The 22,757-nt window shown below is 71.8% G+C and carries 24 protein-coding genes and 1 riboswitch; of the genes, 9 read left to right on the top strand and 15 right to left on the bottom strand.

Going from position 1 to position 22,757, the window contains the following annotated elements:
• A partial coding sequence (locus tag ACT3UL_RS11920) for an MFS transporter (RefSeq protein WP_444578432.1) occupies positions 1 to 1,147 on the top strand: 1,147 nt, incomplete at its 5' end.
• Between the two features lie 185 nt (positions 1,148 to 1,332).
• Here ACT3UL_RS11920 and ACT3UL_RS11915 read toward each other — a convergent pair.
• The gene (locus tag ACT3UL_RS11915; RefSeq protein WP_444578431.1) at positions 1,333 to 1,605 is read right to left on the bottom strand and encodes an HPr family phosphocarrier protein; all 273 of its coding nucleotides are present in this window, start codon (positions 1,603 to 1,605) and stop codon (positions 1,333 to 1,335) included.
• A 378-nt stretch (positions 1,606 to 1,983) separates the two neighbouring features.
• Between ACT3UL_RS11915 and ACT3UL_RS11910 the strand changes: the two genes are divergently transcribed.
• A complete protein-coding gene (locus ACT3UL_RS11910) occupies positions 1,984 to 2,661 on the top strand; it encodes a TetR/AcrR family transcriptional regulator (protein ID WP_444578430.1) in 678 nt (225 codons plus the stop codon).
• A gap of 72 nt (positions 2,662 to 2,733) precedes the next feature.
• On the opposite strand, the gene ACT3UL_RS11905 is transcribed toward ACT3UL_RS11910, so the two are convergent.
• Positions 2,734 to 4,095, bottom strand: a complete 1,362-nt coding sequence (locus ACT3UL_RS11905; protein WP_444578428.1) for a M20/M25/M40 family metallo-hydrolase — start codon at positions 4,093 to 4,095, stop codon at positions 2,734 to 2,736.
• A gap of 141 nt (positions 4,096 to 4,236) precedes the next feature.
• Positions 4,237 to 4,728, bottom strand: coding sequence for a DNA starvation/stationary phase protection protein Dps (gene dps, locus ACT3UL_RS11900; protein ID WP_444578427.1), 492 nt, complete (start codon positions 4,726 to 4,728; stop codon positions 4,237 to 4,239).
• Positions 4,729 to 4,910: 182 nt separating this feature from the next.
• Here dps and ACT3UL_RS11895 point away from each other — a divergent pair, with 182 nt between their 5' ends.
• Positions 4,911 to 5,777, top strand: a complete 867-nt coding sequence (locus ACT3UL_RS11895) for a hypothetical protein (protein WP_444578425.1) — start codon at positions 4,911 to 4,913, stop codon at positions 5,775 to 5,777.
• A gap of 72 nt (positions 5,778 to 5,849) precedes the next feature.
• Here ACT3UL_RS11895 and ACT3UL_RS11890 read toward each other — a convergent pair whose 3' ends face one another.
• From ACT3UL_RS11890 to ACT3UL_RS11880, 3 genes are all read right to left on the bottom strand, one after another.
• Entirely contained in the window at positions 5,850 to 6,620 is a 771-nt protein-coding gene (locus ACT3UL_RS11890) for a PadR family transcriptional regulator (protein ID WP_444578423.1), read from the bottom strand.
• A gap of 196 nt (positions 6,621 to 6,816) precedes the next feature.
• Entirely contained in the window at positions 6,817 to 7,287 is a 471-nt protein-coding gene (locus tag ACT3UL_RS11885; protein ID WP_444578422.1) for a SufE family protein, read from the bottom strand.
• The gene (locus tag ACT3UL_RS11880; protein ID WP_444578420.1) at positions 7,284 to 8,189 is read right to left on the bottom strand and encodes a sulfurtransferase; all 906 of its coding nucleotides are present in this window, start codon (positions 8,187 to 8,189) and stop codon (positions 7,284 to 7,286) included. The genes ACT3UL_RS11885 and ACT3UL_RS11880 overlap by 4 nt, the downstream gene beginning before the upstream one ends.
• A 145-nt stretch (positions 8,190 to 8,334) precedes the next feature.
• On the opposite strand from ACT3UL_RS11880, the gene ACT3UL_RS11875 reads away from it, so the two are divergent.
• Positions 8,335 to 8,757: a VOC family protein gene (locus ACT3UL_RS11875; protein ID WP_444578419.1), complete on the top strand. Its 423-nt coding sequence runs from the start codon at positions 8,335 to 8,337 to the stop codon at positions 8,755 to 8,757.
• A gap of 85 nt (positions 8,758 to 8,842) precedes the next feature.
• On the opposite strand, the gene ACT3UL_RS11870 is transcribed toward ACT3UL_RS11875, so the two are convergent.
• Entirely contained in the window at positions 8,843 to 9,682 is an 840-nt protein-coding gene (locus ACT3UL_RS11870; RefSeq protein WP_444578418.1) for an inositol monophosphatase family protein, read from the bottom strand.
• Positions 9,683 to 9,781: 99 nt separating this feature from the next.
• Between ACT3UL_RS11870 and ACT3UL_RS11865 the strand changes: the two genes are divergently transcribed.
• On the top strand, positions 9,782 to 10,345 hold the full coding sequence (locus tag ACT3UL_RS11865) for a DUF2127 domain-containing protein (protein WP_444578416.1): 564 nt from the start codon (positions 9,782 to 9,784) through the stop codon (positions 10,343 to 10,345).
• Here the strand turns inward: ACT3UL_RS11865 and ACT3UL_RS11860 are convergent.
• From ACT3UL_RS11860 to ACT3UL_RS11850, 3 genes are read right to left on the bottom strand one after another with little or no spacing between them, the layout of a single operon-like run.
• Positions 10,333 to 11,373, bottom strand: coding sequence for an asparaginase (locus ACT3UL_RS11860; protein ID WP_444578415.1), 1,041 nt, complete (start codon positions 11,371 to 11,373; stop codon positions 10,333 to 10,335). The genes ACT3UL_RS11865 and ACT3UL_RS11860 overlap by 13 nt on opposite strands.
• Positions 11,370 to 12,128 (bottom strand): SRPBCC domain-containing protein, encoded by a 759-nt coding sequence (locus tag ACT3UL_RS11855; protein ID WP_444578413.1) that lies wholly within the window; start codon positions 12,126 to 12,128, stop codon positions 11,370 to 11,372. Before ACT3UL_RS11855 ends, ACT3UL_RS11860 begins: the two co-directional genes overlap by 4 nt.
• Positions 12,125 to 13,393, bottom strand: coding sequence for a methyltransferase domain-containing protein (locus ACT3UL_RS11850; protein ID WP_444578412.1), 1,269 nt, complete (start codon positions 13,391 to 13,393; stop codon positions 12,125 to 12,127). The genes ACT3UL_RS11855 and ACT3UL_RS11850 overlap by 4 nt, the downstream gene beginning before the upstream one ends.
• 187 nt (positions 13,394 to 13,580) lie before the next feature.
• Positions 13,581 to 13,697, top strand: a riboswitch (SAM riboswitch).
• 25 nt (positions 13,698 to 13,722) lie between these two features.
• Here ACT3UL_RS11850 and ACT3UL_RS11845 point away from each other — a divergent pair.
• Positions 13,723 to 14,847 carry a hypothetical protein gene (locus ACT3UL_RS11845; protein ID WP_444578411.1) on the top strand — a complete coding sequence of 375 codons (1,125 nt, stop codon included), beginning with the start codon at positions 13,723 to 13,725 and terminating at the stop codon, positions 14,845 to 14,847.
• A gap of 46 nt (positions 14,848 to 14,893) precedes the next feature.
• On the opposite strand, the gene ACT3UL_RS11840 is transcribed toward ACT3UL_RS11845, so the two are convergent.
• Positions 14,894 to 15,361, bottom strand: coding sequence for a DUF3817 domain-containing protein (locus tag ACT3UL_RS11840; protein ID WP_444578410.1), 468 nt, complete (start codon positions 15,359 to 15,361; stop codon positions 14,894 to 14,896).
• 116 nt (positions 15,362 to 15,477) lie between these two features.
• Here ACT3UL_RS11840 and ACT3UL_RS11835 point away from each other — a divergent pair, with 116 nt between their 5' ends.
• Complete coding sequence (locus ACT3UL_RS11835) at positions 15,478 to 16,122, top strand: GOLPH3/VPS74 family protein (RefSeq protein WP_444578409.1); 645 nt, start codon at positions 15,478 to 15,480, stop codon at positions 16,120 to 16,122.
• Positions 16,123 to 16,166: 44 nt separating this feature from the next.
• Here ACT3UL_RS11835 and hrpB read toward each other — a convergent pair whose 3' ends face one another.
• Together hrpB and ACT3UL_RS11825 are read right to left on the bottom strand one after the other, a co-directional pair.
• On the bottom strand, positions 16,167 to 18,779 hold the full coding sequence (hrpB, locus tag ACT3UL_RS11830) for an ATP-dependent helicase HrpB (protein ID WP_444578408.1): 2,613 nt from the start codon (positions 18,777 to 18,779) through the stop codon (positions 16,167 to 16,169).
• Positions 18,780 to 18,923: 144 nt separating this feature from the next.
• Complete coding sequence (locus ACT3UL_RS11825) at positions 18,924 to 19,508, bottom strand: hypothetical protein (protein WP_444578407.1); 585 nt, start codon at positions 19,506 to 19,508, stop codon at positions 18,924 to 18,926.
• A gap of 147 nt (positions 19,509 to 19,655) precedes the next feature.
• Between ACT3UL_RS11825 and ACT3UL_RS11820 the strand changes: the two genes are divergently transcribed.
• Entirely contained in the window at positions 19,656 to 20,528 is an 873-nt protein-coding gene (locus ACT3UL_RS11820; RefSeq protein WP_444578405.1) for a type II toxin-antitoxin system HicA family toxin, read from the top strand.
• Between the two features lie 267 nt (positions 20,529 to 20,795).
• On the opposite strand, the gene ACT3UL_RS11815 is transcribed toward ACT3UL_RS11820, so the two are convergent.
• On the bottom strand, positions 20,796 to 21,479 hold the full coding sequence (locus tag ACT3UL_RS11815; protein WP_444578403.1) for a MerR family transcriptional regulator: 684 nt from the start codon (positions 21,477 to 21,479) through the stop codon (positions 20,796 to 20,798).
• Between the two features lie 123 nt (positions 21,480 to 21,602).
• Between ACT3UL_RS11815 and ACT3UL_RS11810 the strand changes: the two genes are divergently transcribed.
• Complete coding sequence (locus ACT3UL_RS11810; protein WP_444578402.1) at positions 21,603 to 22,136, top strand: DUF2306 domain-containing protein; 534 nt, start codon at positions 21,603 to 21,605, stop codon at positions 22,134 to 22,136.
• Here ACT3UL_RS11810 and ACT3UL_RS11805 read toward each other — a convergent pair.
• Positions 22,082 to 22,708 carry a DUF4352 domain-containing protein gene (locus ACT3UL_RS11805; RefSeq protein WP_444578400.1) on the bottom strand — a complete coding sequence of 209 codons (627 nt, stop codon included), beginning with the start codon at positions 22,706 to 22,708 and terminating at the stop codon, positions 22,082 to 22,084. The genes ACT3UL_RS11810 and ACT3UL_RS11805 overlap by 55 nt on opposite strands.
• Positions 22,709 to 22,757: the final 49 nt, after the last annotated feature.

The following is a 22,757-nucleotide window of genomic DNA, read 5'->3' as shown; positions in this document are numbered from 1 at the left end:
CTCTCGTCCCGCACCTCTGCATAATCCGATTGTGATCGCGCTCGCGCTCTCTGCCGGAACCGCTGCGCTTGTCAGCGCTGAGTTCCTCCCCGCCGGAGTGCTGCCTGGGATGGCGCATGACCTCGGCGTGAGCGAAGGTCGTGCCGGCCTGACCCTCGCGGCGACGGCTCTGGCGGGCGCCATCACGGCCCCCACCATCGCCTCCGTGCTTCCTCGGGCCGACCGACGCTCCGTACTCCTCGTGCTGCTGGCTCTGGCCGTCGTATCCAACGTCGTGGTGGCGATCGCCCCGAGCTTCGGGCTCGTGCTGATCTCCCGCCTGCTGCTCGGCGTGGCGATCTCCGGATTCTGGTCCTTCGCTCTGTCCGTCGGGGTGCAGGTGACCGGGCGACCGGCACTCGTGTCCACCACAGTGGCGGTCGGCACCAGCATGGCCACGGTCATCGGGGTCCCGGTCTCCTCCGTGCTCGGCGACATCATCGGCTGGCGTGCCGTGTTCGGCGTCGCCGCTGTCCTGACGCTCGGGGCCGGCGCGGTGCTGTGGCGTCTGCTCCCCCCTGTTCCTGCGCAGCACGGCGCCGGGCTCGCCATGATGCGCTCGGTGCTGGGGAATCGCCGGCTGGTCGCAGGTGTCGTGGTGATCTTCGGGGCGGCGTTCGCGAACTTCGTCGCCTATCCGTACATCCGTGTCGCCATCGAGGCGATCGATGGCTCGATGGTCGCCGTGCTGCTCCTGGGATGGGGCCTCGGCGGCCTGGTCGGGAACCTCGCTGCCGGCTATCTGTCCCGCTGGCTGCGCTGGGCGGCCACCGCTGGGCCCGCGGTCCTCGCGATCTCCCTCGCCGCACTGGCCGGGACGGAGAGCAGCGTGCTGCTCGCGGTTGCCGTCGTGATGTGGGGCTTCGGGTTCAGCATGGTGCCCGTGACCACGCAGCTGTGGGTCTCGGCGATCGAGCCCCGGCGCGTCGAATCCGCCGTGGGGCTCCAGGTGACCGCCTTCCAGATCGCGATCATGAGCGGGTCCGTGGTGGGAGGCATCCTGGTGGATCAGCAGGGCCCGTCGGCCGCGATGCTGGTGGGCGCGGCCGCCGCAGTGCTCGCCGCGATCGGGTTCGCTTCCCTGCGGATCGTGCCACGGGCTTCGTGAGCAGGCCGTGACCGGTGCGTCGGCGCGAGCTGGCGACACCCCCGCGGGGTGACGCGGGACGACACGGGCCGACGCGGGACGACACGGGCCGACGTGGGGTGACACGGGGACGACGCGGGAAGACGGGGCCGGCTGCATCCGGGTGATCGCGCCGGCGTTGTGCCGGTGGGCCACGCCGGGTCGCGTCAGAAGTTCTCGTCGAGGTTCTTACCGAGCAGAGCCGCCAGAGCGTCGAGCGCGGCATCGGCGCCATCGCCTTCGGCGCGAAGGATCACTTCGTCGCCGTGGTCCACGTTCAGCGTCAGGAGCATGAGGATGCTGGAGGCCCGGACGGGCTCGGCACCGGGCTTCTCGATGGTGACGGCGACGGGTTGCTCGCTCGCAGCCTGGGAGAAGATCGCTGCGGGGCGGGCATGGAGCCCGCTCGTGCTCGCGATCTTCACAATACGTTCTGGCATCGTGGGTGCCTTTCTGGACGGTACGGCCACCAGCGTATCGCCGGGAACGCCCTCTTTGTGACCCGCGAGCGGTCGCCGCGACGCCGAAGTGTTCTTCGGCAGATGCCGGTCGCCGAAGTTCCCGAAACGAAACCGGACAGATGCGCAGAATAGTTGCGCGACATCGGAGTGTGCCGTGTAGCGTTCTGCCTAGTCCGTCAGGGGTGGCGCGACGTCCCCGGTGCGTCGCGGCGAGGGTGTGCTCGTCGCGCCTGAGACAGGAAGCAACCGGTCCATAGGAAGCATCCGGTCCACAGGAGGCTACCGTCCGCAGGCAGCGAACGGTCCACTGTGCAACGCTGGGGCGAGCCGCTCAGGCGTCGGGGTTACCATCTGTTCATGCCCAGCACAGAAGGTCGTGCGCCGGATCCCCGGCCCGCACGCACACGCGCGGCGATCTTCGCCGCGGCCAGGGATCTCAGCGCTACTGACGGTGAGGTCACGGTCAATGCCCTCGCGCGGCGCGCCGGTGTCAGCCGCGCCGCGTTCTACAGTCACTTCTCCGGTCTCGACGACTTGATGGGTGCCATCCTCCGCACGATGTTCGATCTCCAGTACGCCCGCGCCGTCGAGATGGCGGCAGATGGCCGTACGACTCAGGAGATGGTCCAGTCCTCGGTGGCGACCATGGTGGCCTACGTCGAACGACACCATGCGTTCCTCCGTGGCGCGCTGGATTGGAAGTCCTCCCATTCGACATATCTGATCCTGGTCACAACCCTCTCGGGCCTCCACGTCAATGCTCTGAAGCGCGTGGCGGACCAGATGCCGCCGCAGATCCCGATGGAGCAGACGGCTCGATACTTCGCCGGGGGCACGCTCGACGTGCTCATCCAGTGGCTCGTCGAGACCGGGGGCGACGCCCACGCCGGCAAGGAGTTGGCCGACTCCGGCCTCACCGAGGTCATCCTGCGACTCCTGCCGAGCTGGTACACCGGCCTGCAGCCCCAGGACCCGATCCCGGCCGACCTGGTCGTCGGCGATCTCTTCGCCGATACCCTCACTCGAGACGACTGACCACAGCGGCCTGCGTCGGCCCTCCGAGTCGGAGATCCCCGCCGGTCAGCGGCTCGGGTCAGCGGTCCGGCCTCAGCAATCGCGCGTGAGACGCAGCAGCACCCGGGCACCGAACCGGACCGCCTCCACGGGCACCCGCTCGTCGATCCCGTGGAACAGCGGCGCGAAGTCCAGGTCCTTGGGCAGCTGCAGCGGGGCGAAGCCGTACCCGGTGATTCCGAGCTCCCGGTAGAGGGCCTTGTTGTCCGTGCCGCCGCTGAGGCAGTACGGCAGCACCTCGGCGCCCGGGTCCTCCGCCTGGATCGATCGTGTCATCACGTCCATCAGGGCGGAGTCGCGCGGTGAGTCCACGGAGTTGCCGATGTGGTCGATGATCACCTCGACCTGCTCGCCGGCCAGCTCCTCGAGGAGTGCGAGAAGGTCGTCCTGGTGGCCGGGGAGGAAGCGTGCGTCGAAGGTCGCCTCGGCGGTCTGTGGGATCACGTTGCCCTTGTATCCGGCGCTGAGCATGGTCATGTTGACCGAATCGCCCAGGGTGCCGGAGACGAACTGCCGTGCCCCGCCCAGCAGCGGCAGGAAGGCATGGATGTCCTGCTCGTCCCAGCCGACGCCGGTGATCTCCGTGACGCCGTCGAAGAGGGCCTTCACGCTCGCGATGTATTCGAACGGGAACACGTGCTCGTCGATGGCGGCGATGGCGCGTGCCAGGCGCACGATCGCGTTCTCGTCGTTGGGGACGGAGCCGTGGCCCGCGCGACCGGTGGCGCGCAGGCGACCCCAGGCCAGGCCCTTCTCGGCGGTCTGCACGAGGTAGGCGCGCACGTCCTCGCCGGTGTCCTTCTGAGGGAGGGTGATCGAGTATCCGCCCACCTCGCTGATCGCCTCGGACATGCCGGCGAACAGCTCGGGACGGTGCTCGACCATCCACCCGCTGCCCCAGACGCCCCCGTTCTCCTCATCGGCGAAGAACACGAACAGCAGATCGCGCGGCGGGGTCTGGCCCGTGCGCGCGAGATGCCGGACCAGGGCCAGGATCATGCCGACCATGTCCTTCATGTCGACGGCACCGCGGCCATAGATCATCCCGTCGTGGATCTCTGCGCCGAAGGGGTCCACGGACCAGTCCTCCGCGCGGGCCGGCACCACATCGAGATGGCCGTGGATGATGAGGCCTCCACGATCAGGGTCCTCGCCTTCCAGGCGCACGAAGACGCTGGGCCGGCCGGGCGCGGATTCGTGCACCTCGGGCTCCAGGCCCACCTCGCGCAGCTTCGCCACGACGTAGTCGGCCGCCTCCGTCTCGCCCGGTCCCCAGGTCGCAGGATCATCGCCCCCGAAGTTGGTGGTGTCGATCCGGATGAGCTCACGGGTGAACTGCACGGCTTCGTCCTGCAGCACGGTGAGCTCGTCGGCGCTCGGGTCGGCGATCGGCATGCCGGGTCCTCCTCGGGGTCGGGCCTTCACCGTACTCGGCAGATCAGCGGCCCCGCGCCGGCGCCCGCGCCGTGATCGGCGGAGGCGGGCGGACGGCGTGTGCGGAGCATCAGCTGCAGGGGCGCATCAGCCGGGACGAGGTCAGCTCTGCGAGCCCTCGAGGTGCGCACGCATGAACCACTGGAACTTCTCCAGGCCGCGGGTCTGCTCGATGAGGATGTCCTCGGTGAGCGGGTCCAGCTCGCCGGCCAGGGTGATGGCCTTGCGGTTCGAGGCGATGATCCCGGTGTAGACCTCGTCCAGGGCGCGCAGGTGATCCTGGGTGTCGGCCTTGCCGAGCGTGTAGTCCTTCCATCCGCGCTCGGCGACGAGGCGGCCCGGGGTGCCCACGGGGGAGGCGCCCAGCTGGGCGATCCGCTCCGCGAGGTCGTCGGTGAAGCCTCGCACCTCCTCGACCTGCGGGTCGAGCATCTCGTGGACGGCGATGAAACGAGGTCCGGTGACGTTCCAGTGCGCGTGCTTGAGCGTGAGGTGCAGGTCGTTCATCGCGTGGAGGCGGTCCTGCAGGGACTCCACGAGGCGCAGGGAATCCTCGGCTCCGAGTCCGGGAACGGTGTAGGCGAGGTCAGCCATGTCGTCTTCTCCTTCAGGTCGGGTCGGGTGCGGTGATCGTGCATCGATCGTCGTCCTGTTCAACGAGAAAGGGAAGGGCCGTGTTCCGTGACGGTCTACCGCCTGGTTGTTCCTCCCTGGTGCTCCGGGCGGAACCTGCTCCGTACGATGGTCACGACCCTGATCCCACCGGAGGTGCGCTCATGAAGCCGATCGACTCGATCCGTGGACGGCTCTCCGCCGTGCCGGAGGCGGTGCGTCAGCGAACCGACAGCTCCTCGGCCCGTGCCCGCCTCCTCGCAGATGCCCGAGCGGTGGTCCCTGATCTGCCGCGCGATGCCGATTCCGGCCATCTGGTCCGGGCGGCCCGTCGGCTCGTGCGCCGTGCGGCGCAGGACGAGTTCGCGCGCGAGGGCGTCGCCCAGGTGCGGCTGCCCGAGGTGCGGGGGAGGACCGAGCTGCGGCGGGCCGACGTGCCGGGAGAGGCCAGTTTCCACGCCTTCGTCGAGGACATGCTGCTCGCGCTGGACTTCGCTCCAAGCCCGCTCGAGCGGGATGACGCGGTCGAGCTGCGTCGCGCGCCGACGTCGTCCGACCAGTACGGGCTCTCGCCGGAGGTCGCCGCGGATCTTGCGTCCTACCTGCTGGGGAAGGCTTTCGAGCTCGATCCGGAGGCGCATGATCTCGAGGCCTTCTTCGCGGAGCATGCCGAGCAGCTCCGCGACGACGTGCGGGGAGCGCTCGTGCGCCAGGTGCGGGTCCCGCTCGAGCTGAAAGTGGCGCTGGACCGGCACGAGCTCATCGAGAACGGGCAAGGGCCTGTCGCCGGATTCGACGGGCCCGACGTCGAGGGCTTCGCCTCGCCGACCGGAGGACCGGGGGACGAGGATGCGACGGAGGAGGAACGGCGCAGCTTCGCACAGCGGGCCCAGGCTGCTTTCGAATTCGCCCAGTCCGAGGCGGGACGGACCGCGTTCAGCATGCTGCGCACCGGCGCGGAGAAGGCCTACTGGAAGTACGGACAGGGTGAGAGCCGCGGCCCGACGCCCAAGGGCCCCTCGAAGCGCTGAGCGACGCTGGTCCGAATCGCCACGGCGCGAGCCATCGCGATCCGGACCGCCCAGCCGCTGCAGGCCCGTGCGTCACGACTGCTCGGACGGCGGCTCGTCGGCCGACGGGCCCGCGAGGATCGTGTAGAGGCCGCGGCGGGCCTCCTCGAGGAGCGTGGCAGCCGCGCGGACCTGCGAGTCCGTCCCGGTGCGGGCGACCTCCCGCAGGGCGCCCATCAGACCATGGCCGAGCTCGCGCAGGTCGATGACCTCGTCGTCCGCCGAATGCGCGGCCGACGGAAACGGATCCGTCCACGACGAGGAGTTCTCCTGGACATGGGTGCGCCCTGCCTCGGTGAGGCTCGCGAGCTTGCGCCCGCCGCTCTTCTCGGTGACGACGAGCCCCTCGTCCTCCAGCTGGGAGAGCGTGGGGTAGATGGCGCCGGGGCTCGGGCGCCAGCGGCTGCCGGTGCGCTCGGTGATGGTCTGCATCAGCTGGTAGCCGTGCATCGGCTCCTCGGCGAGGAGCAGGAGCACCGCCGTGCGCACGTCCCCACGGGGAGCGCGGTGGGGTCCCCGGCCGCGCCGATCGGGGCCACCCCCTCGTCGGTCCGGCCCGCCGCGCCGTTCTGGGTCGAACCCGTCAGGGCCGCGCCCGCCGGGACCGAATCCGACGGGACCGAATCCGCCGCGGTCGGGATCGCCGGGCCCTCGTCGGCCGCGACCGCCCCGTCCGCGCCCGCGGCGATCGGGCCCGCCGTCGCCGGGGACCTCGGCGTCATGGGGCCCGTCATGGCGCCGGCGGCCGGCGCGGTCGATGTTCTCCCCGAAACGGGGCTGATGATGATCGTGATGGCGTCGCATGGTGCGACCCCCTTTCTGTTGACGTGTTATCACGATATATCGTTATGTATCGCGTGGCAAGGTCTCGTGGGTCTCATCGTCTTGTCAGCGTGGCGGTCGGCCTCGGCGCACGGCCTGGAACAGCACGCGGCGCCGGTCCCCGAAGAGGGGCCCGGCGCCGCGGCCTACGTCGTCTCAGCAGGTCAGAGGCGGGAGGTCAGAGGCCGGCCTTCAGGCGCAGCTGGCGCTTGATGCGGGCGAGCATGCCCGCCATGCCGTTCAGGCGCAGCAGGCTCACCACCTCGGCGAGGCCCAGGGCGCCGGTCACGGTGTCCGGGGTGTCGAGCACCTCGCCCACCGAGCGGCCGTCGAGCGCCTCGGCGAGGATCGAGGCGAAGCCGCGGGTGGTCGGGGCCTCCGGCGGCGCGGAGAAGAAGAGCCGCGCGGTCGCGTCGCGCCCGGTGCCCTCCACCTCCGTGACCAGGAAGATCGGCGACTGGCATTCCGGGACCGGCTCGAGCAGCTCGGGGTGCTCGGCGTAGCGCGGGGGCAGCTCCGGCAGATCGTTGGCGAACTCCAGCAGCAGCTGCAGACGATCCCGGCCGGTCAGGGCGTGGAAGTCATCGGCGATCTCGGCGAAGGCCGCCGGCAGCTCGGCGCCGTCGACAGGGGTCGATCCGGTGCTCATCGGGCGGGGACCTCCCCGGGCTCGGTGCCGACGGCGATCGGCAGGCGCACGGCATTGCCCCACTCGGTCCAGGAGCCGTCGTAGTTGCGCACGTCCTCGAAGCCCAGCAGGTAGCGCAGCACGAACCAGGTGTGCGCGGAGCGCTCGCCGATGCGGCAGTACGCGATCACCGGAGCGGAGCTGTCGAAGCCGAGCTCCTCGCGGTAGATCGCCTCGAGCTCGGGGCGCGTCCTGAAGCGGCCGTCCTCGGCGGCGGCACGGGCCCACGGCACCGAACGGGCCGAGGGGATGTGCCCGCCGCGCACGGTGCCCTCCTGCGGGTAGTCGGGCATGTGGGTGCGCTCGCCGGAGAACTCCTGCGGGGAGCGCACGTCGATCAGCTGCCCGCCCAGGAAGTCCAGGACGTCCTCGCGGTAGGCCCGGATCGGGGCGTCGTCCCGCTCGATGATCGGGTAGCCGGTGGTGGCCGCCGGGGCGCCGTCGGTCGACGTCGTCATCTCGCGGCTCTCGGCCTGCCAGGCGGCGCGGCCGCCGTCGAGCAGACGCACGTCGGCGTGGCCGAACAGCTCGAAGACCCACAGGGCGTAGGCGGCCCACCAGTTCGACTTGTCGCCGTAGACCACGATGGTGGTCTCGCGCGTGATGCCGGAGGCGTCCATGAGCTTCGCGAAGCCCTCGCCGTCGACGTAGTCGCGGGTCACCTGATCATTGAGGTCCAGGTGCCAGTCGACCTTCACGGCGCCGGGGACGTGGCCGGTCTCGTAGAGCAGCACGTCCTCGTCGGACTCGACGACGACCAGCCCGTCGGCGCCGAGGTTGTCGGCGAGCCACTGCGTGGTCACGAGCTTCTCGGGGTGGGCGTACTCCTGCAGGGCAGGGGTCGGATCGACGGGAACGGTCATGGAAGCACCTCTCGAACGCTGGATTATCTGGCTCCAGTCTGTCACCGGTGCGCGGGCAGTGGGGAAGCGCGAACTGCGCTGGGAGCGTACGACAGGCCGGCGTCGGGCTCTTCCCTCCGAGGGCTTCGGCTCCTACCGTGGCCCCATGGAGAACCTGGCGCAGGAACCCATCACCCCGAAGCTCGACCTGATCGTGCTGGACTGTCCCGATGCGATGGAGCTCGCGACGTTCTACGCGAAGCTGCTGCGATGGCGTCTGGAGGAGGGCTCGGACGGCGACTGGGCCACGCTCTCACCGCCGCGCGGCGGCCTCACGCCCGAGAATCCCGATGGCGAGGCGACCCTCGCCTTCCAGAAGATCGACGACTACCAGCGGCCCACCTGGCCCGGCGGCACCCATCCCCAGCAGTTCCACCTCGACTTCGCGGTGACGGACATCGAGGAAGCAGAGCCGAGGGTCCTCACCCTCGGAGCCGCCGTGCATGAGCACCAGCCCTCGAGCTCAGGCAGCTTCCGGGTCTACGTCGACCCGGCCGGACATCCGTTCTGCCTCGTCCAGGGGGCGTGACCGCGGCGGCCGGCACCGGAGCGGATCGGCAGCAGTCCCGGGCGACCGCAGGTCGAGCCGACGGGGTGACCATGCTCGCGAACCGTCACCGTGCGGCGGGCTCCACCCGAGGGTTCCGCGATGTCGCGTCCGCTCGCGAGCCGGTGACGCCGAGGAGAGCGTCGAGCTCGCGCACCGTCTGCGGCTTCCCGACCACGATCAGCTCCCCGGTGAGGTCGGTGCGCAGCTCGCCGCCTGCCTCGACGATGATCAGAGTGCCGCCCACGCGGTCCCAGATCTCATGGCGATAGGCGACCATCGCGCCGAGATGCCCGGTGGCCAGCAGCCCCCAGTCCGAGGACGGGGCCCAGCTGCGCAGCACCCGCTTCGTGCCGCGTTCGAGGGCGGCGAACAGGGCGTTGCGCCACTCGTCGTCGTGCCCGGTGTCGTAGCCCTGGGTGAAGGCGATCGTGGTGCGGTCCAGGGGCTCTGCGGCGCCGAGGTCCAGGCGGCGCGGCTCCTCCGCCTCGCCGTGGGAGAGCCAGGCGCCCTGCCCGGCGATCGCCCAGAAGGTGCGGCGGCGCGGGGAGTCGTGCACGACAGCCATCACCGGCCGTTCGCCGTCGCACAGGGTGATGCATACGCCGTACACGTCCAGACCCAGCACATAGTTGTTGGTGCCGTCCAGCGGATCGATCAGCCAGCCGTAGCGGGCCCCGGACCCGGCACCTTGCTCGCCCTCCTCCTCACCGAGGATCGCGTGCTCGGGATAGTGCTCGCGCAGTGCGTCGACGATCCGCAGCTCCGCCTCGCGGTCCACATGGGTGACGAGGTCCGAACCGGTGCCCTTGGCCTCGATCCGGGCGGTGTCGTGCTCGACGACGGCGAAGTCGCCGGCCTGCCGGGCGAGGGTGATGCCGAGTTCTGCTGCGCTGCGAAGATCCACCCGGTGACTCTAGTGGACGCGGCCCTGGATGCTGAGCGGCCTAGGATCGGTGGGACAGGGCGCGGCGCCCGTCCGGGCCCGCCGGAGGGAGGGTGCGGCATGGCCAGGCGTCGTCGCACCCGCCCCTCGCCCGTCCTGGATCTGATCTTCCTGATCGGCATCGTCGGCAAGGGGATCGACGGCCTGCTCGAGCTCGTCGGCGGGATCCTCCTGCTCGCGGTCGCACCGGGCCAGCTCGCCCGGCTGGTGCAGGTGCTCACGGCGGAGGAGCGCGCCGAGGATCCCCATGACCTCCTCGCGAACCTGCTCCTGCACGGGGTCACCCATCTCGGGACCGGGACCACCGCGATGCTGGCCGCCTATGTGCTGCTCCACGGGGTCGTGAAGGTCGCGATCGTGATCGCTCTGCTGCGCGGATCGCGGCGCGTGTACCCGTGGGCGATCGGTGCGCTCGGGCTCTTCCTCGTGCTCCAGCTGTACTCGCTCGTGGTGAGCCCGTCGGTGGGGGTCGTGGTGCTCACGGTGCTCGACGCCGTGATCATCCTGCTGACCTGGCGCGAATGGCACGAGAACCGCACCGTGCACGACACCTGGCGCTCGACGCTGAGCGCCCTGCGCGGGCGCTCACGCCCCGCCCCGGCGCAGCCTTCTCAGGACGCGTAGGCCGCGAACGCCGCATGGATCGTCTCGGCAGGCGCGTGCTCGGCGAGCAGTGCCCGCAGCAGCAGGCGGGCCTTCGCCGGGGACAGGAAGCCTGCCATGACCGCTCCGGCGTCCAGCAGGTCGACCTCGCTGCCGGGATAGGCGTAATGGTGGGTCGAGGTGCCGCCGGAGGGGATACGGGTCGCGACCACGACGGGCACGCCGACCTCCAGCAGACGGCGCAGGCGGGGCATCGCGGCGGGGGAGACGTGCCCCATCCCCACCCCGGCGATCACCAGTCCCGAGAGAGCCTCTGCGGGGAGATGATCGAGCAGGTCGAGGTCATCGTCCAGCCCCGCCATCACCGTGGGCACCGGCGGCTGGTGTGCGGACGGCGCTCCGGCGGACAGCCGTGCGACGCGCTCCGGCATGGCCTGCAGGAGCCGCAGCTCGGCGCCGTCCACGAGCGCGAGCGGGCCCGACGGTGCGGAGGCGAAGGCCGAGACCGAGCGCGAGGAGGCCTTGGTGACCTGGTCGGCCAGGTGCACCTGCGCGTCGAACACCACGAGCACCCCGACGCCGCGAGCCGACGGGCTCGCCGCCGTGCGGACCGCGTCGTGCAGATTGGCGGGGCCGTCGGCGCCCGGTGCGCTCGCCGGTCGCATCGCTCCGGTGACCACCAGCGGGGCGTCGCGGTCCCAGTACCGGTTCTGGAGGAACGCCGACTCCTCGAGGGTGTCGGTGCCGTGCGTGAGCACGACGCCGTGGGCGCCGTCGTCGACCGTCTGACGGGCCCGCTCGAGCACCTCGGCCAGGTGCCGGGGCCGCACGTCGGAGGAGGAGACGTTCGCGATCTCGTGCGCAGTGAGCCCCACCCCGTCGATCAGGGTGCTGGACACGCGCTCTCCAGCGGCGGCATCCGGGGCGGCATGGCCGCCGTCGGCGCCCTGGGTCATGAAGATCGTGCCGCCCAGGGTCAGCAGGGTGACGGCCGACGGGGCGGAGGGCGGCGTCCTGGAGGAGCCGGGAGCGCTGGACGTGCCGGTCACGACAGGTCCGGCTCCTCACCGAGGTAGAAGGCGGCGGCGCGCACGGACGCCTTGCGGGCCGGCTTCTTGTCGGACCCGGCGGCGACGTGTGCCTCGAACCAGGCGTCGGCCGTGGCGCGCGTGAACTCGGCACCCTCGGGGGAGCCTGCGAAGGCCCCCAGATCTCCCATCAGATCGGCCGACGGGTCCTGGAGGTGCAGGGCCAGCGCGTACAGCGCACCGTCCCAGCCGCAGCCGACCGCGGCGGGCCCGAAGGTCGCCCAGTGGGCGTCGGTCGGGACGGTGTGGCGCAGCTCGAAGCGGGTGCGCTGGCCGGAGGCGCTCGCGGCCTCGGAACCCTCGCCGGCCACAGACTCCGGCTCCGACGCCGTCTCCGACGCCAACGCCGGCTCCGTCTTCGGCTCCGTCGCGGTCCCTGACTCGGCATCCTCCACCGGGGTCACCAGCAGCTCCATCTCGCTGGAGCTCGTGCCGATCTCCCAGGTCAGGAGCAGTCGGTGGGGGGCATCAGCGGTGAGCACGGTGCCGCGGGTCTCCATGTCCGGCAGCTCGAAGGTGCCGCCCTCGACCGCCTCGCCGCTCGCCCGGCCGAACCACACCTCGAGGTGGGAACCGATGGTCAGGGCCGACCACAGCTCCTCGGGATCCGCGGTGAAGGTCTGCGCGAGGGAGACGGTGTTCCCGTTCTGGGCAGGCGTGACGGTACGGGTGACCTCGGTCAGCTGGGACTCGGGGGTCGGGGCGGGGGAAGTCATGGGCGTGCTCCTTCGTCGGCGGGGTTGTGGACCACTGTGTCAGGTCGTGGGGTGCGGCGCAGTCGCACGATGACCTCGGCGTGCTCGGTGTGGGGGAACATGTCCACGAAGCGTCCGGCGGTGATGCGCAGCGAGGGCATCGCAGCGAGGTCCGTGGCCAGGGTGGCCGGGTTGCAGCTGGAATAGATCACGTCGGCCACCCCCGAGCCCTCGAGCCAGGCGGCGAGCTCGGGGCCGATGCCGCGGCGGGGCGGGTTCACGACCACCACGTCCGGAGGCCCGGCCTCGGCCGCGGCCTCTCGGATCGCCCAGGCGGTCGCGTCATCGGTCAGGAAGGTCGCGGTGATGCTCTGCGCGGCAGAGGCCTCGCGGGCGCCTTCGATCGCCTGCGCCGAGACCTCCACCCCGGTGACGTGGGCGGCTGGCACGGCGCGCGCGATGTGGAGGGCGAAGCCACCCAATCCGCAGTACAGGTCCCAGATCCGCGGGGCGGGCACAGTGCCGGTGTCGACAGGGGCGCCGGTGGCCGAAGGCGGGACACGGTCCTCCAGGATCTCGCCGACCCAGGTCGCGGCCTGCCGGTAGAGGTCACCGGCGACCTCGGTGTTCGTCTGGAGGAAGGACTGCGGGCGGGAGAACAGGGTGACGTCCCCGGTGCGAACGGCGATCGACTCGGCGCCGGCGAGGTGGATCTCCTGCTCGCCCTCGACCCGGGTGGTGTGATCGGGATGGATGTTCGCGGTGACCGCGACGACCGAGGGGTGCGCGACCAGGAGGGCGGGAAGATGCTCGCGGATCCGATCCAGGGCCTTCTCGCTGCGCAGCACCAGGCGCAGCAGATGCTCTCCGTCGGGAGAGGCGGTGACCAGCACGTTCTTGAGCTCGCCGCGACGGCGGGCCACGTCGTACGGCGGCACCTGCGCCCGACGGATCAGCGCCTTCGCCCCCTCGAGCACCTCCTCGACCCCGGCGGGGTACAGCGGGCAGTCGCAGAGATCCGCGCTGAGCGCCTGGCCGGGCAGGCCCAGGATCGGTGCCTGCGCAGTGCCGCCCACGGCCATCTTCCCGCGGGCCCGGAAGCCGGCCTCCGGGCCGACGATCGGCTCCTGCCAGGCGCCGCCGCCCTGTCGCGGGTCGGAGCTCGCGAGATACGGGGCGAGCAGTGATTCGACACGCTCACGTCCCTCGGCGAGCTGCCGGGGGCGAGGGAGGTCCAGGAGGGTGCACGACCTGCACTCCCCGGACTCGAAATGATGACAGCGCACCCCCGGAGTCTACGAGGCGCGGGCGGGTCGCGGGCGCCTCGTCGGGCCCTCGCCGGGACCCACGCCGGACCCTCCGTCCGGCCCTCGCCGGGACCCGCGCCGGGTGCTCCGCAAGGACCGACGCCGGGCCATGCGCGAGCTCCTCCGGTGGTTCGTCCGTCAGAGCCCTCCGCTACCGTCGCAGACGGGTCACGAGACGCGGCTGCACTCCTTCGACAGAGGCCGCGCGGCAACCGGAACCGAACCCGGTGCCCGTCGAGGAAGACCCGGCCGGAGAGCATCCGCTCGTCCGGTCAGGAGGCCCGTGAGGGCCCCGTCGGAAGGCAGCCATGGTCATGCACCACGAGGACGATCCCACCACTCTCGACACCACCCCCGCCACCACCTGGCGCGACCAGCTGATCGAGCTGGACCTGCCGGGCGTCGGCCCGATCACCGCCTGCGCGGACCCGCGACTGCTGCGCGACGACACCGATGACGCCGATGACGACGCCGCGCACGTTGCGCACGCGGCCGGCGCGACGGGCGCCGCAGATGCCGCAGGCGCCGCGCACGCTGCCGACGAGATCGCCTTCCGCCGGAGGGAGCCCACGACCCCACCCTCGGGGGAGATAGTCCGCTCGACGCTGCAGGCCAGGCCTCCGCTCGAGCTCGAGCACACCTGGCTGGTGCTGCCGGCGCTCGGGCCCGTGCTGCCCACGCTCACCCCCGACGGCATGGTCGTCGCCGACGTCAGCGGACGCGAGAGCCCCTTCGAGGTACGAGTGCGGCCGATGGGAAGCCCGGCGCGGCCCAGCCCGGAGGGCGCGCTCGCCGGGGCCCCGGTGGAAGGGCGGCCGCGGCCGCCGCAGCCGTCCGCGCGCACCTGGTTCCGTCGGCCTGCGGTCGCGGGGGCTCTGCGTCGCCGGGGCGGGCCGGTGGCGCTCGGCGCTCTCGTGGGCACTCGCCGCGACTGGTTCGAGCCGGCCGCTGCCGCGCGGGAGGACCTGCTGGCCCCGCATCCGGACCAGGCGCTCGAACGGGCGCTGCTGATCGCGGTGGAGCACGGCCAGGTCGCCGTGCTGAGGATCGGACCGGCCGGACTGGACGTGATCCCCACCGGGTCGGACCCGAGGGTGCCGGCTCTGGAGGGGATGGAGCTTCAGGTCACGCGCCGTCCCGCGCAGTGCCCGCTGCACGGACGCGACGGGGAAGGGCCGTGCAGGCCCCATGGCGGTCCGTGGATCCGGGCTTCGCAGCAGGCGCAGGTGGAGTGGGAGGCGCGGCGGTCGCAGGCGCTCGCCGTGCAGGACTGCGGCGTGTGCTTCGGGGAGGCGCTGCCGCCGGAGCCCGATCAGCCGCAGGTGCCGCGCCTGGCGCCTCGCACCGCGGTGGTGGAGATCAGCAGACTGCACCTGCGCGGAGGCGAGATGGTGCGGATCGACCCGATCGCCCCGCCGCGACGGAGACGCTGAGGGCGCTTCGGATCAGGGAAGGGTGCTCCGGATCAGGAGCGTCGGATCAGGAGAACCACTCGGTGGGCGGGCCCAGCGACAGCAGCACGGAGAACACGATCGCCACCACGACGATCGCGATCAGCGCGGCCGGGATCGGGCGACGCAGCGCGAGGGAGACGACCTTCTCCAGCCCGTTGCGTCCCTGCTCCGCACGCAGCCGCCAGGAGTCGCCGAGCAGTCCGCGGCGCATCGCCGAGCGCTCGAACGGGACCGTCATGTACGGGATGACCGCAGAGCCGATGCCGAGCACCACATCCCGCAGCCGCCAGCGCTGATCGATCGCGACCAGCACCGTCACCACGAGGTAGCAGAGGAAGGTGAAGCCGTGCAGACCGCCGCCGATGCGCACGAGCACATCGGTCACGTCCAGCACGTACTTCAGGAGCATCCCCACGATCAGCAGGGTCCAGGTGACCATCTCCGCGAAGGCGAGCACGCGATAGAGACGGGAGGGGGTGGAGAGCAGACGCATGGGTCCATGGTGCCAGGGTCGTCTGGGCCTTGCCCGAGGGGAGCTTGCCCGAGGGAGGGGCGGCCCTCGACGATCGGCGGATGCCTCCCCGGGGAGTCCACGGCCACACTGGAGCGATGACGACCTCGACGATCCCCGCAGAACTCTTCCTGCTGCTGACCAACGACGCCGGACGCCAGGACTCCACCCAGTTCCGCAAGCAGGCGCTCGCCGCGGCAGCCGTCGTCGAGCTCACGCTGCGGGAGAAGGTCTCTCTGGCGGAGGGACGGAACCCGCGGGTCGAGGTGGTCGACGCCGCGCCCACCGGCATCGCCGAGCTCGACCAGGCGCTCGGCGCGCTCGGCGAGCTCGACGGCAAGCGGATCAAGTCCGTGGTCGGCCACCGCCGGATGGACCTCACCGAGGTGGTCGGAGAGGTCTGGGTCGCTGCCGGGGCGATCGAGCGCAAGGACGGCTGGTTCCTGACGAGCTGGCCCACCCAGGACGCCTCGACCGAGGAGGAGCTGCGTGCCCGGCTCGTCACCGCGCTCAGCGATCCGGCACGCAGGAGCCTGCAGGACGCGATCCTGCTCGAGATGCTGCGCGCCCTGAAGATCGCCCACCGCATCCTCAAGAACGACATCCCGGGCATGAGCAGGCGAGAGCTCGACCGCTCGATCAAGGAGCTCCACGTCGACAGCCCGGCGACGGCGGCGGTCCGTCAGATCATCGACGACATGGCCGCGGTGGTCATCGCCACGCAGGGGGCGGCCGCCAGCTGAGGGTCAGCACGTAGAACGGTCGACGGTGAGCGCATGGACGGATCCTATGCGCGCCCCATCGCGCGTTTCGTGCGGGAGGTGGCCGGGGCGGTCCAGGGGTCCTCGGGCCAGGGATGCTTGGGATAGCGGCCACGCATCTGCTTGCGCACGTCCTGGTACGGGCCGTCCCAGAAGGACCGCAGATCATCGGTGATCGCGAGCGGCTGCCGGGCGGGGGAGAGCAGGTGGAACAGCACCGGCACCCGGCCGCGCACCAGGCGGGGGGTCTCGGCGAACCCGAACAGCTCCTGCAGCTTCACCGCGACCACGGGGCGGCCGTCCTCGGCATCCGGCTCCGGATAGTCGATGCGTGCGCTCGACCCGGAGGGCACCGCGAGCCGCTGGGGTGCCAGGGCATCGAGCTCGGAGGCCTCGGGCCAGGGCAGCAGGTGACGCAGCCCGCCGGTCACGTCGACCGCGGACAGCTGGGTGGTGCGGGCGGAGAGCTGCGGTGCCAGCCATGTCTCCAGGGTGTCGAGCAGGGAGGCCTCGTCCATCGCGGGCCACGGGTCCCCGAGCTCGCGGCGCACCAGGGCCAGGCGGGCCCGCAGCGATCGGGCCGCGTCGTTCGCCGACAGCGCGTCCAGCCCGTGGGATCGCACATGGGCGAGGACCGCGGGCACGGTGTCCTGCTTCGTGGCACGCACCGGCGTGGAGGACAGCTCGATCGCGCCGAGCGTGCGCCGCTCCCGCGCGCGCACCGTTCCGTTCTCCAGCACGGCCGTGCGCTCGTCGGCCAGCAGCTCCGCCCCGGCGAGGAAGGCATCCTCCTCGGACAGCGGGGCGGCGGTGCGGATCACGGCGCCGGTGCCGTCGGCCGCACGACCGTCGGCCCGCTGCACCTCCCAGACCGCGAGCCAGTCCGCTCCCAGGAGTCCGCTGCTCTCCGGGAGAGCGGCCCGGGTGCCCGAGGCGAGCAGATAGGAGCGCGAGCCGTCGGTCGTGCGTCGGGCGATGCGTTCGGGGCGGGCCAGGGCGAGGATCGCGCCTGCCTGCTCGGCGGCGTCGGGGGAGGTCACGCGCTTCGTCCCGGCAGCTGAGCCGCCGGCGGCGTCGTGGGCGATGCGGGCCAGGCGGTCCCGCTCCCGGGCCCAGCGTTCCGTGCCGGGCGCGCGTCCGGCACGGAGATCCTGCAGCAGGCGGGGCAGATCGGCGCCGACGGGGCGGTGGTCGTCGGAGACGGCGGCGACGACCTCCGCCGCTCGGCGGGCGCTGTCGCGGCCGGGCAGTCCGTGGGCGCCGTCGACGAGGGCGCGGGCCTCGCGCACCCCGATCGGCATGCGCGCCACGCGGGTCCCGGATTCGGTGGGCAGGCCGGCGTCGTCGACCAGGGACAGGGCGCGCAGGGTCCGGTCGGCGGCGGTGATCTCGGCACGGGGCGGAGGCGTGAGCAGGGCCAGCCCCTCGCCCCGCGGAGTTCCCCAGCACGCGAGCCACAGGGCGGCATCGGTGAGGTCAGCGCTCGTGATGTCCGGGGCCGACTGCGCGGGCATCCCGGCGAGGTCCGACGGCGCGAACACCCGCACCGCCCGGCCGGGGCCCTGACGCGCGGCGCGGCCGGCCCGCTGATCCGCCGCGGCGCGCGAGGCGCTGACCGTGACCAGGCCCGACATGTCCCGGCCACGATCCCGGCGCACCTCGCGGGACAGGCCCGCATCGACCACCAGGTGCACGCCCGGCACGGTCAGCGAGCTCTCCGCGATCGAGGTCGACACCACGATCCGCGGGCTCTCCCCGGGGCGGCGCCCGCCGGTGGCCCGGTCCTGCTGCGCGGCGGGGAGACGGCCGTGGAGGGCGAGCACCTCGACGTCCCGCCCCTCGGTTCCCTCGCGGCCTCCGGCTCCGCCGCGGACCTCGCCGCCCACCAGCCCCTGCAGGCGGGAGACGACCTCGTCGACCTCGCGGGCACCGGGCACGAACACCAGGGCATCGCAGCCCGCCTCCCGCTGGGCACGGGCCGCGGTGCGGGCGAGATGGTCGAGGTACTCACGGGTGATGCCGCGCGCGTCCAGGCGCGGGGCGGGGGAGGGCGCATAGTCCACCGTGAGCGGATGCAGGGCGCTGGGCACGTCCACCACCGGTGCACCGTCGAGCAGGGTGGAGACTGCGCCGGCGTCGAGGGTCGCGGACATCGCCCCGACCAGCAGGTCCTCGCGCAGCTGCCGCACCTCGGCGAGCATCCCCAGCAGCAGGTCGGTCTCCAGGGAGCGCTCGTGGACCTCGTCGAGCACCACAGCGGAGACTCCGGGCAGGTCGGGGTCGGCGAGCAGACGGCGCAGCAGCACCCCGGGGGTGATCATCTCCAGGCGGGTCGAGCGGCCCACCTGGCGCTGCCCGCGCACCGTGAAGCCGACCGGCCCGCCCAGCTCGGTGCCGTCCAGGCTCGCGACCCGGCGGGCGGCTGCGCGCACGGCGACGCGCCGTGGCTGCGTGACCAGGGTGAGGCCCTCGGCGAGGTTCGCGACCAGGGGCGGCACGAGGGTCGTCTTCCCGGTGCCGGGCGGCGCCGTGACCACCATCGCCCCGGTGCGTGCGGCCGCCTCGAGCTCCGCGCGGGCCGCCGCGACGGGGAGGCCGGCCCCGATGGCATCGAGGTCGAAGCGGTGCGGGGAGGTCATCGTCCCATCATGCCGTGCCGCGAGGAACGGGATGACCCGGCCGCGCTCACCTCGTCGTGCACCTCCTGGGCTCTGCGAGCTCAGGTGAGGGCGACCCCAGGTGGTGGGGACTCCAGGTGAGGGCGACGTCAGGTGGCGGCGACCTCAGTCGATGAGGTCGAACTCGACCTGGTCGGTGTCCTGGCAGACGCTCGTCACGGAGATGGTCCACCCCTCGAGGGTGGCTGTCTCTCCGAGGGTGATGTCCTCGATCGGGCGGGGCTTCCCGTCTCCGATGGTCGCGGTGAGCTGGGCGGTGTCGCCCGAGATGCCCGTGGCCTCGATGGAGAGGGTCTCGCCGTCCCGCTCGGGGAGGTCAGGGGATGCGCTGCCGCCGTCCACCTCGACGAAGTAGGCCCCCTCGCCGGAGCAGGGGTCCGGTGGCTCGAAGCCGTCCGGCGCCGGCGTCACCGGAAACGGATCCCGGGGCACTGTGGCCGAGGACTTCCCTCCGCCGTCGGAGCTGCCCGTGACCACGATGTCCTCTCCGCCGTCGTCGGACCCGTCGCTCGATTCCGAGCCGCCTGCCTCCGACGAGCCGCCCGCGTCGGAGGCCTCGGGCGCGGCGGGGGCGTCGCCCTGATCGGAGTCGCCGGCGTCGCTGCAGCCTGCTGCGAGCAGTGTGATCGCGAACAGAGCCCCGGCGAGACGAGCACGGGACGGACGACGAGTGGCGGCGCTGATGGGCACGCAGGACCTCACAGATGGAGCGATACGGACGGCGTCCAAGGTACTGGACGCCCCCGGCACGTGACACCATCGGGGACGACCGCAGGACAGCCGGACGACGGGCCGCGGACGCGGCTGACGGCACGACGAGGACGGGCAGGGGGAGCGATGGGTTCGACGAAGAAGCGCCCGCGCGCCCGCCGGCCTCGCGCGGAGAGGCAGCAGACCACTCGGCCCGAGACGTCGACCTCGTCGGCCCCCGCCCCACCGACGCCCCGCCTCCTGGGCGGACGCACCGATCCCGCGCGCTCGGTGCGTCCCGTCGACTGGACCGCCACCGGGCGGCGCCCGTCGGCCCCCGAACCGTCCCCCGGCTCGTCCGGACCGGCCGGGAGATCCGGGACCCCGGCGCCGCAGGAGTCCCCGTCCGACGTCCTGCCCCGCCGTCGGACCCGGCGCCTCGATCCGCCCCGGTCGCCCGTGGCCCCACCGCCGGACGCCGTGCACACCCTCGCCCCCGAGGATCCCCGTCCGCTGCCGCGGCCGTTGCGGGTCCGGGAGGAGGAGATCCGCACCGTGGGGGTCGCGAGCCTGACCACCGCACAGATCGTGGAGGTCGTCGCCGATCCGGAGGACGCGTGGACGGCGGACGCCGGCGCGAGCGACCACTTCCAGCGCGGCGCTCTCGTGGTGCAGGTGCGACGTGCGGACAACGCGGTGATCGGTGCCTTCTCCACGCGGTACGCGCTCTCGGTGCGACCCGACGACTACGAGCCGGCCCTCGACATCGCCGAGGATGCCGCCGGACCGAGCGCCCGCGGAGGGAAGGGGACCCGGCACCCCACCTCGCGCCGGGAGCTGCTGCGCCGGATGGAATCGGCGGGTTTCGTCGTCACTGCCGGTTCGACCCACGGACGGGTGACGCATCCGGATCATCCCGGTCTGCTGGTGCCCTTCGCCTCGACGCCCTCGGATCGTCGCTTCACCCGGCACGCCGTGGCACAGATCCGTCGCGTGTTCGGGATCGATCTGCGGCACTGAGCGGCGCTGATCTCAACGGACGGCGAGTCCGTGCGCAGTGCTGTGGATCGCAGGACGACGGACCAGGGCCGGCGGGTGAGGCGGGGCCGGCAGGCGACCGGCCCGGACAGGAAAGTGCCCCGGCTCGTCCCCACGAGCCGGGGCCATCCCTTTCCCCCGCGTCCCGGATATATGGAGTTCCGCTTCCTCCTCAGTCGGCGGTTCCTCCGGTGACGCGTTGAGACGAGTACACACGCCCTCCCGGAAAAAGCTCTGCGCTGGCGCTGGTCATTCGCTGGGAATCGCGCTGGCCTGCACACTCAGCGACGTGTGCCCGAGGGCACGCAGCACCTGGGCCAATCGGTCGAACGCGATGGTGCCGGCCACCGAGCGCAGCACGACGACGTCGTCCGACGGGGCGGTGCCCAGCTCCGCACCCTCCTGGAGATACGCCAGATCCCCGCGCGCGATCTCCGCCATCGGTTCCGCATAACGCTGCAGGGTGTCCGGGTCCGCGGGCATCTCCCAACCCACCAGGGCGTGCAGCAGATCATCCAGCGCACGACGCGGCACGGAGTCGATGTCCGGCCAGCCCAATCGGTCCAGGAGCGTCCGGACCGAGGGATGCTCCGACCTCCCCGACCCGGATCCGTCGCCCTCCAGGTCCTCGGTGCCCGGATCGGCGGTGTCCGGAGCCGCGCCCAGCGCGATCGCCTGAGCTTCCTCGAGCGCCCGGATCACCGGTACCTCAGGATCATCGAGCAGCTGGGTGAGTCTGCGGATCCTCGCGATCGGAGCGTTCGCCATCTCCCGCAGGACCTGGATCAGCTGGAGCCGCTCGAGGTGCGCCGGCCCGTACTCCTGCCGGGTGGCGGTGAGGCGCTCGCCGGCAGGCAGCAGCCCTTCGCGACGGTAGTACTTGATCGAGGCCGCGCTGCACCCGCTCGCGTCCGACAGCTCCTGCAGCAGCATCCGGGCCTCCTCTCCTGCGTCTGTGCGTCTGTGCTTCCGGACGCTTCTGTCACTCTGGATAGTGCGACGACCAGCGACTATCTTGATGGCGCCGTCGTGGATAGTCACACTATCGTGCATGCCATGGAACCCTTCACGCCGGTCATCATCGTGCACGCCATCGCGGCTCTGTACGTGCTCCTGCTGGGACCGCTGCAGATCCTTCGACGGCGGCGCGACGGGGCCCACCGGCTGCTCGGCACGACCTGGGTGGCGGCGATGCTGGTGGTGTGCACCTCGAGCTTCGGCATCATGCCGGACGGCTTCTCCTGGCTGCACGGACTGTCGACCTGGACGCTGCTGTGCATGGTGCTCGCGATCGTCGCGATCCGACGGGGCAGCGTTCCCACCCACCGCGCGTTCATGGTCGGTTCGCACCTCGGTACGCTCACGGCCTTCGCCTTCGCGGCACTGGTGCCCACGCGGCTGATCCCGCAGCTGCTGCGCAGCGAACCGCTGGTGGCCGGGGTGACGGTGCTCGCGGTGGCCGTGACGATCGCGGTCTTCGCGACGCTCGTGATCCGTGCCGTGCCCCGGCCCGAGGGCCGCGGTGTGACGGACGATCAGGAGAGCGGGAGCCTGACGACTTCGCCGCCGGTGCCGACGGGATCGGAGTAGCTCACCGCTTCCAGCACGGTGTCCTCGCTGACGTCGACGTAGACGTTGGCCTTGGCCGTCTCGCCGGGGGCGATCTGCGGGCCGCTGGTGGTGAAGGACCCGTAGCGCAGCTCGTACGTCGAGCCGTCGTCGCCGTGGAAGAGGAAGTTGTCGAGATCCAGCCCGATCGTCTCCGTGCCCTGGTTCTCGATGGTGACGGTGGTGCCCACGAACTTCCCGTTCTTCGAGGTCAGCGTCTCGCCGTCGGCGTCGAGCGTGGTCCCCTCGCCGGTGTCCGACACCGACAGGGTCACCAGCGCGCCGTCGGTGGGACCTGCGGTGGGCTCATCTGTCGGCTCCTCGGTCGTCTCCGACGTGGGCTCGTCGGTCGGATCCTCGGAGGGATCGTCGGTCGGCTCCTGGGTGGAGGTCGGAGGCGGATCGTTCGGCTCCTGGGTCAGGAGATAGATCCCGGCTCCACCGGTGACGAGCACGAGCACCGCGAGGAGTGCGCAGCCGCAGCCGAGGGCGATGAACAGCGGTGAGCGGTTCCTCCGCGACGGCGTGCTCGGGATGCCATAGGGGTTGTTCATGCTGATGACCTCCGGGTCGGGAGCACGCTGAGGTGCGTCGTCGGAAGCG

Source organism: Brachybacterium sp. 107 (genome assembly GCF_052379725.1).
Classification (GTDB): domain Bacteria; phylum Actinomycetota; class Actinomycetes; order Actinomycetales; family Dermabacteraceae; genus Brachybacterium.
This window is presented reverse-complemented; position numbering and strand designations above follow the sequence as displayed.

Bases quoted from the DNA above. Each gene is read 5' to 3' on its own strand.
- ACT3UL_RS11915 (WP_444578431.1), bottom strand. From the start codon at position 1,605: ATGCCAGAACGTATTGTGAAGATCGCGAGCACGAGCGGGCTCCATGCC.
- ACT3UL_RS11910 (WP_444578430.1), top strand. From the start codon at position 1,984: ATGCCCAGCACAGAAGGTCGTGCGCCGGATCCCCGGCCCGCACGCACA.
- ACT3UL_RS11905 (WP_444578428.1), bottom strand. From the start codon at position 4,095: ATGCCGATCGCCGACCCGAGCGCCGACGAGCTCACCGTGCTGCAGGAC.
- dps (WP_444578427.1), bottom strand. From the start codon at position 4,728: ATGGCTGACCTCGCCTACACCGTTCCCGGACTCGGAGCCGAGGATTCC.
- ACT3UL_RS11895 (WP_444578425.1), top strand. From the start codon at position 4,911: ATGAAGCCGATCGACTCGATCCGTGGACGGCTCTCCGCCGTGCCGGAG.
- ACT3UL_RS11890 (WP_444578423.1), bottom strand. From the start codon at position 6,620: ATGCGACGCCATCACGATCATCATCAGCCCCGTTTCGGGGAGAACATC.
- ACT3UL_RS11885 (WP_444578422.1), bottom strand. From the start codon at position 7,287: ATGAGCACCGGATCGACCCCTGTCGACGGCGCCGAGCTGCCGGCGGCC.
- ACT3UL_RS11880 (WP_444578420.1), bottom strand. From the start codon at position 8,189: ATGACCGTTCCCGTCGATCCGACCCCTGCCCTGCAGGAGTACGCCCAC.
- ACT3UL_RS11875 (WP_444578419.1), top strand. From the start codon at position 8,335: ATGGAGAACCTGGCGCAGGAACCCATCACCCCGAAGCTCGACCTGATC.
- ACT3UL_RS11865 (WP_444578416.1), top strand. From the start codon at position 9,782: ATGGCCAGGCGTCGTCGCACCCGCCCCTCGCCCGTCCTGGATCTGATC.
- ACT3UL_RS11855 (WP_444578413.1), bottom strand. From the start codon at position 12,128: ATGACTTCCCCCGCCCCGACCCCCGAGTCCCAGCTGACCGAGGTCACC.
- ACT3UL_RS11845 (WP_444578411.1), top strand. From the start codon at position 13,723: ATGGTCATGCACCACGAGGACGATCCCACCACTCTCGACACCACCCCC.
- ACT3UL_RS11840 (WP_444578410.1), bottom strand. From the start codon at position 15,361: ATGCGTCTGCTCTCCACCCCCTCCCGTCTCTATCGCGTGCTCGCCTTC.
- ACT3UL_RS11835 (WP_444578409.1), top strand. From the start codon at position 15,478: ATGACGACCTCGACGATCCCCGCAGAACTCTTCCTGCTGCTGACCAAC.
- hrpB (WP_444578408.1), bottom strand. From the start codon at position 18,779: ATGACCTCCCCGCACCGCTTCGACCTCGATGCCATCGGGGCCGGCCTC.
- ACT3UL_RS11820 (WP_444578405.1), top strand. From the start codon at position 19,656: ATGGGTTCGACGAAGAAGCGCCCGCGCGCCCGCCGGCCTCGCGCGGAG.
- ACT3UL_RS11815 (WP_444578403.1), bottom strand. From the start codon at position 21,479: ATGCTGCTGCAGGAGCTGTCGGACGCGAGCGGGTGCAGCGCGGCCTCG.
- ACT3UL_RS11810 (WP_444578402.1), top strand. From the start codon at position 21,603: ATGGAACCCTTCACGCCGGTCATCATCGTGCACGCCATCGCGGCTCTG.
- ACT3UL_RS11805 (WP_444578400.1), bottom strand. From the start codon at position 22,708: ATGAACAACCCCTATGGCATCCCGAGCACGCCGTCGCGGAGGAACCGC.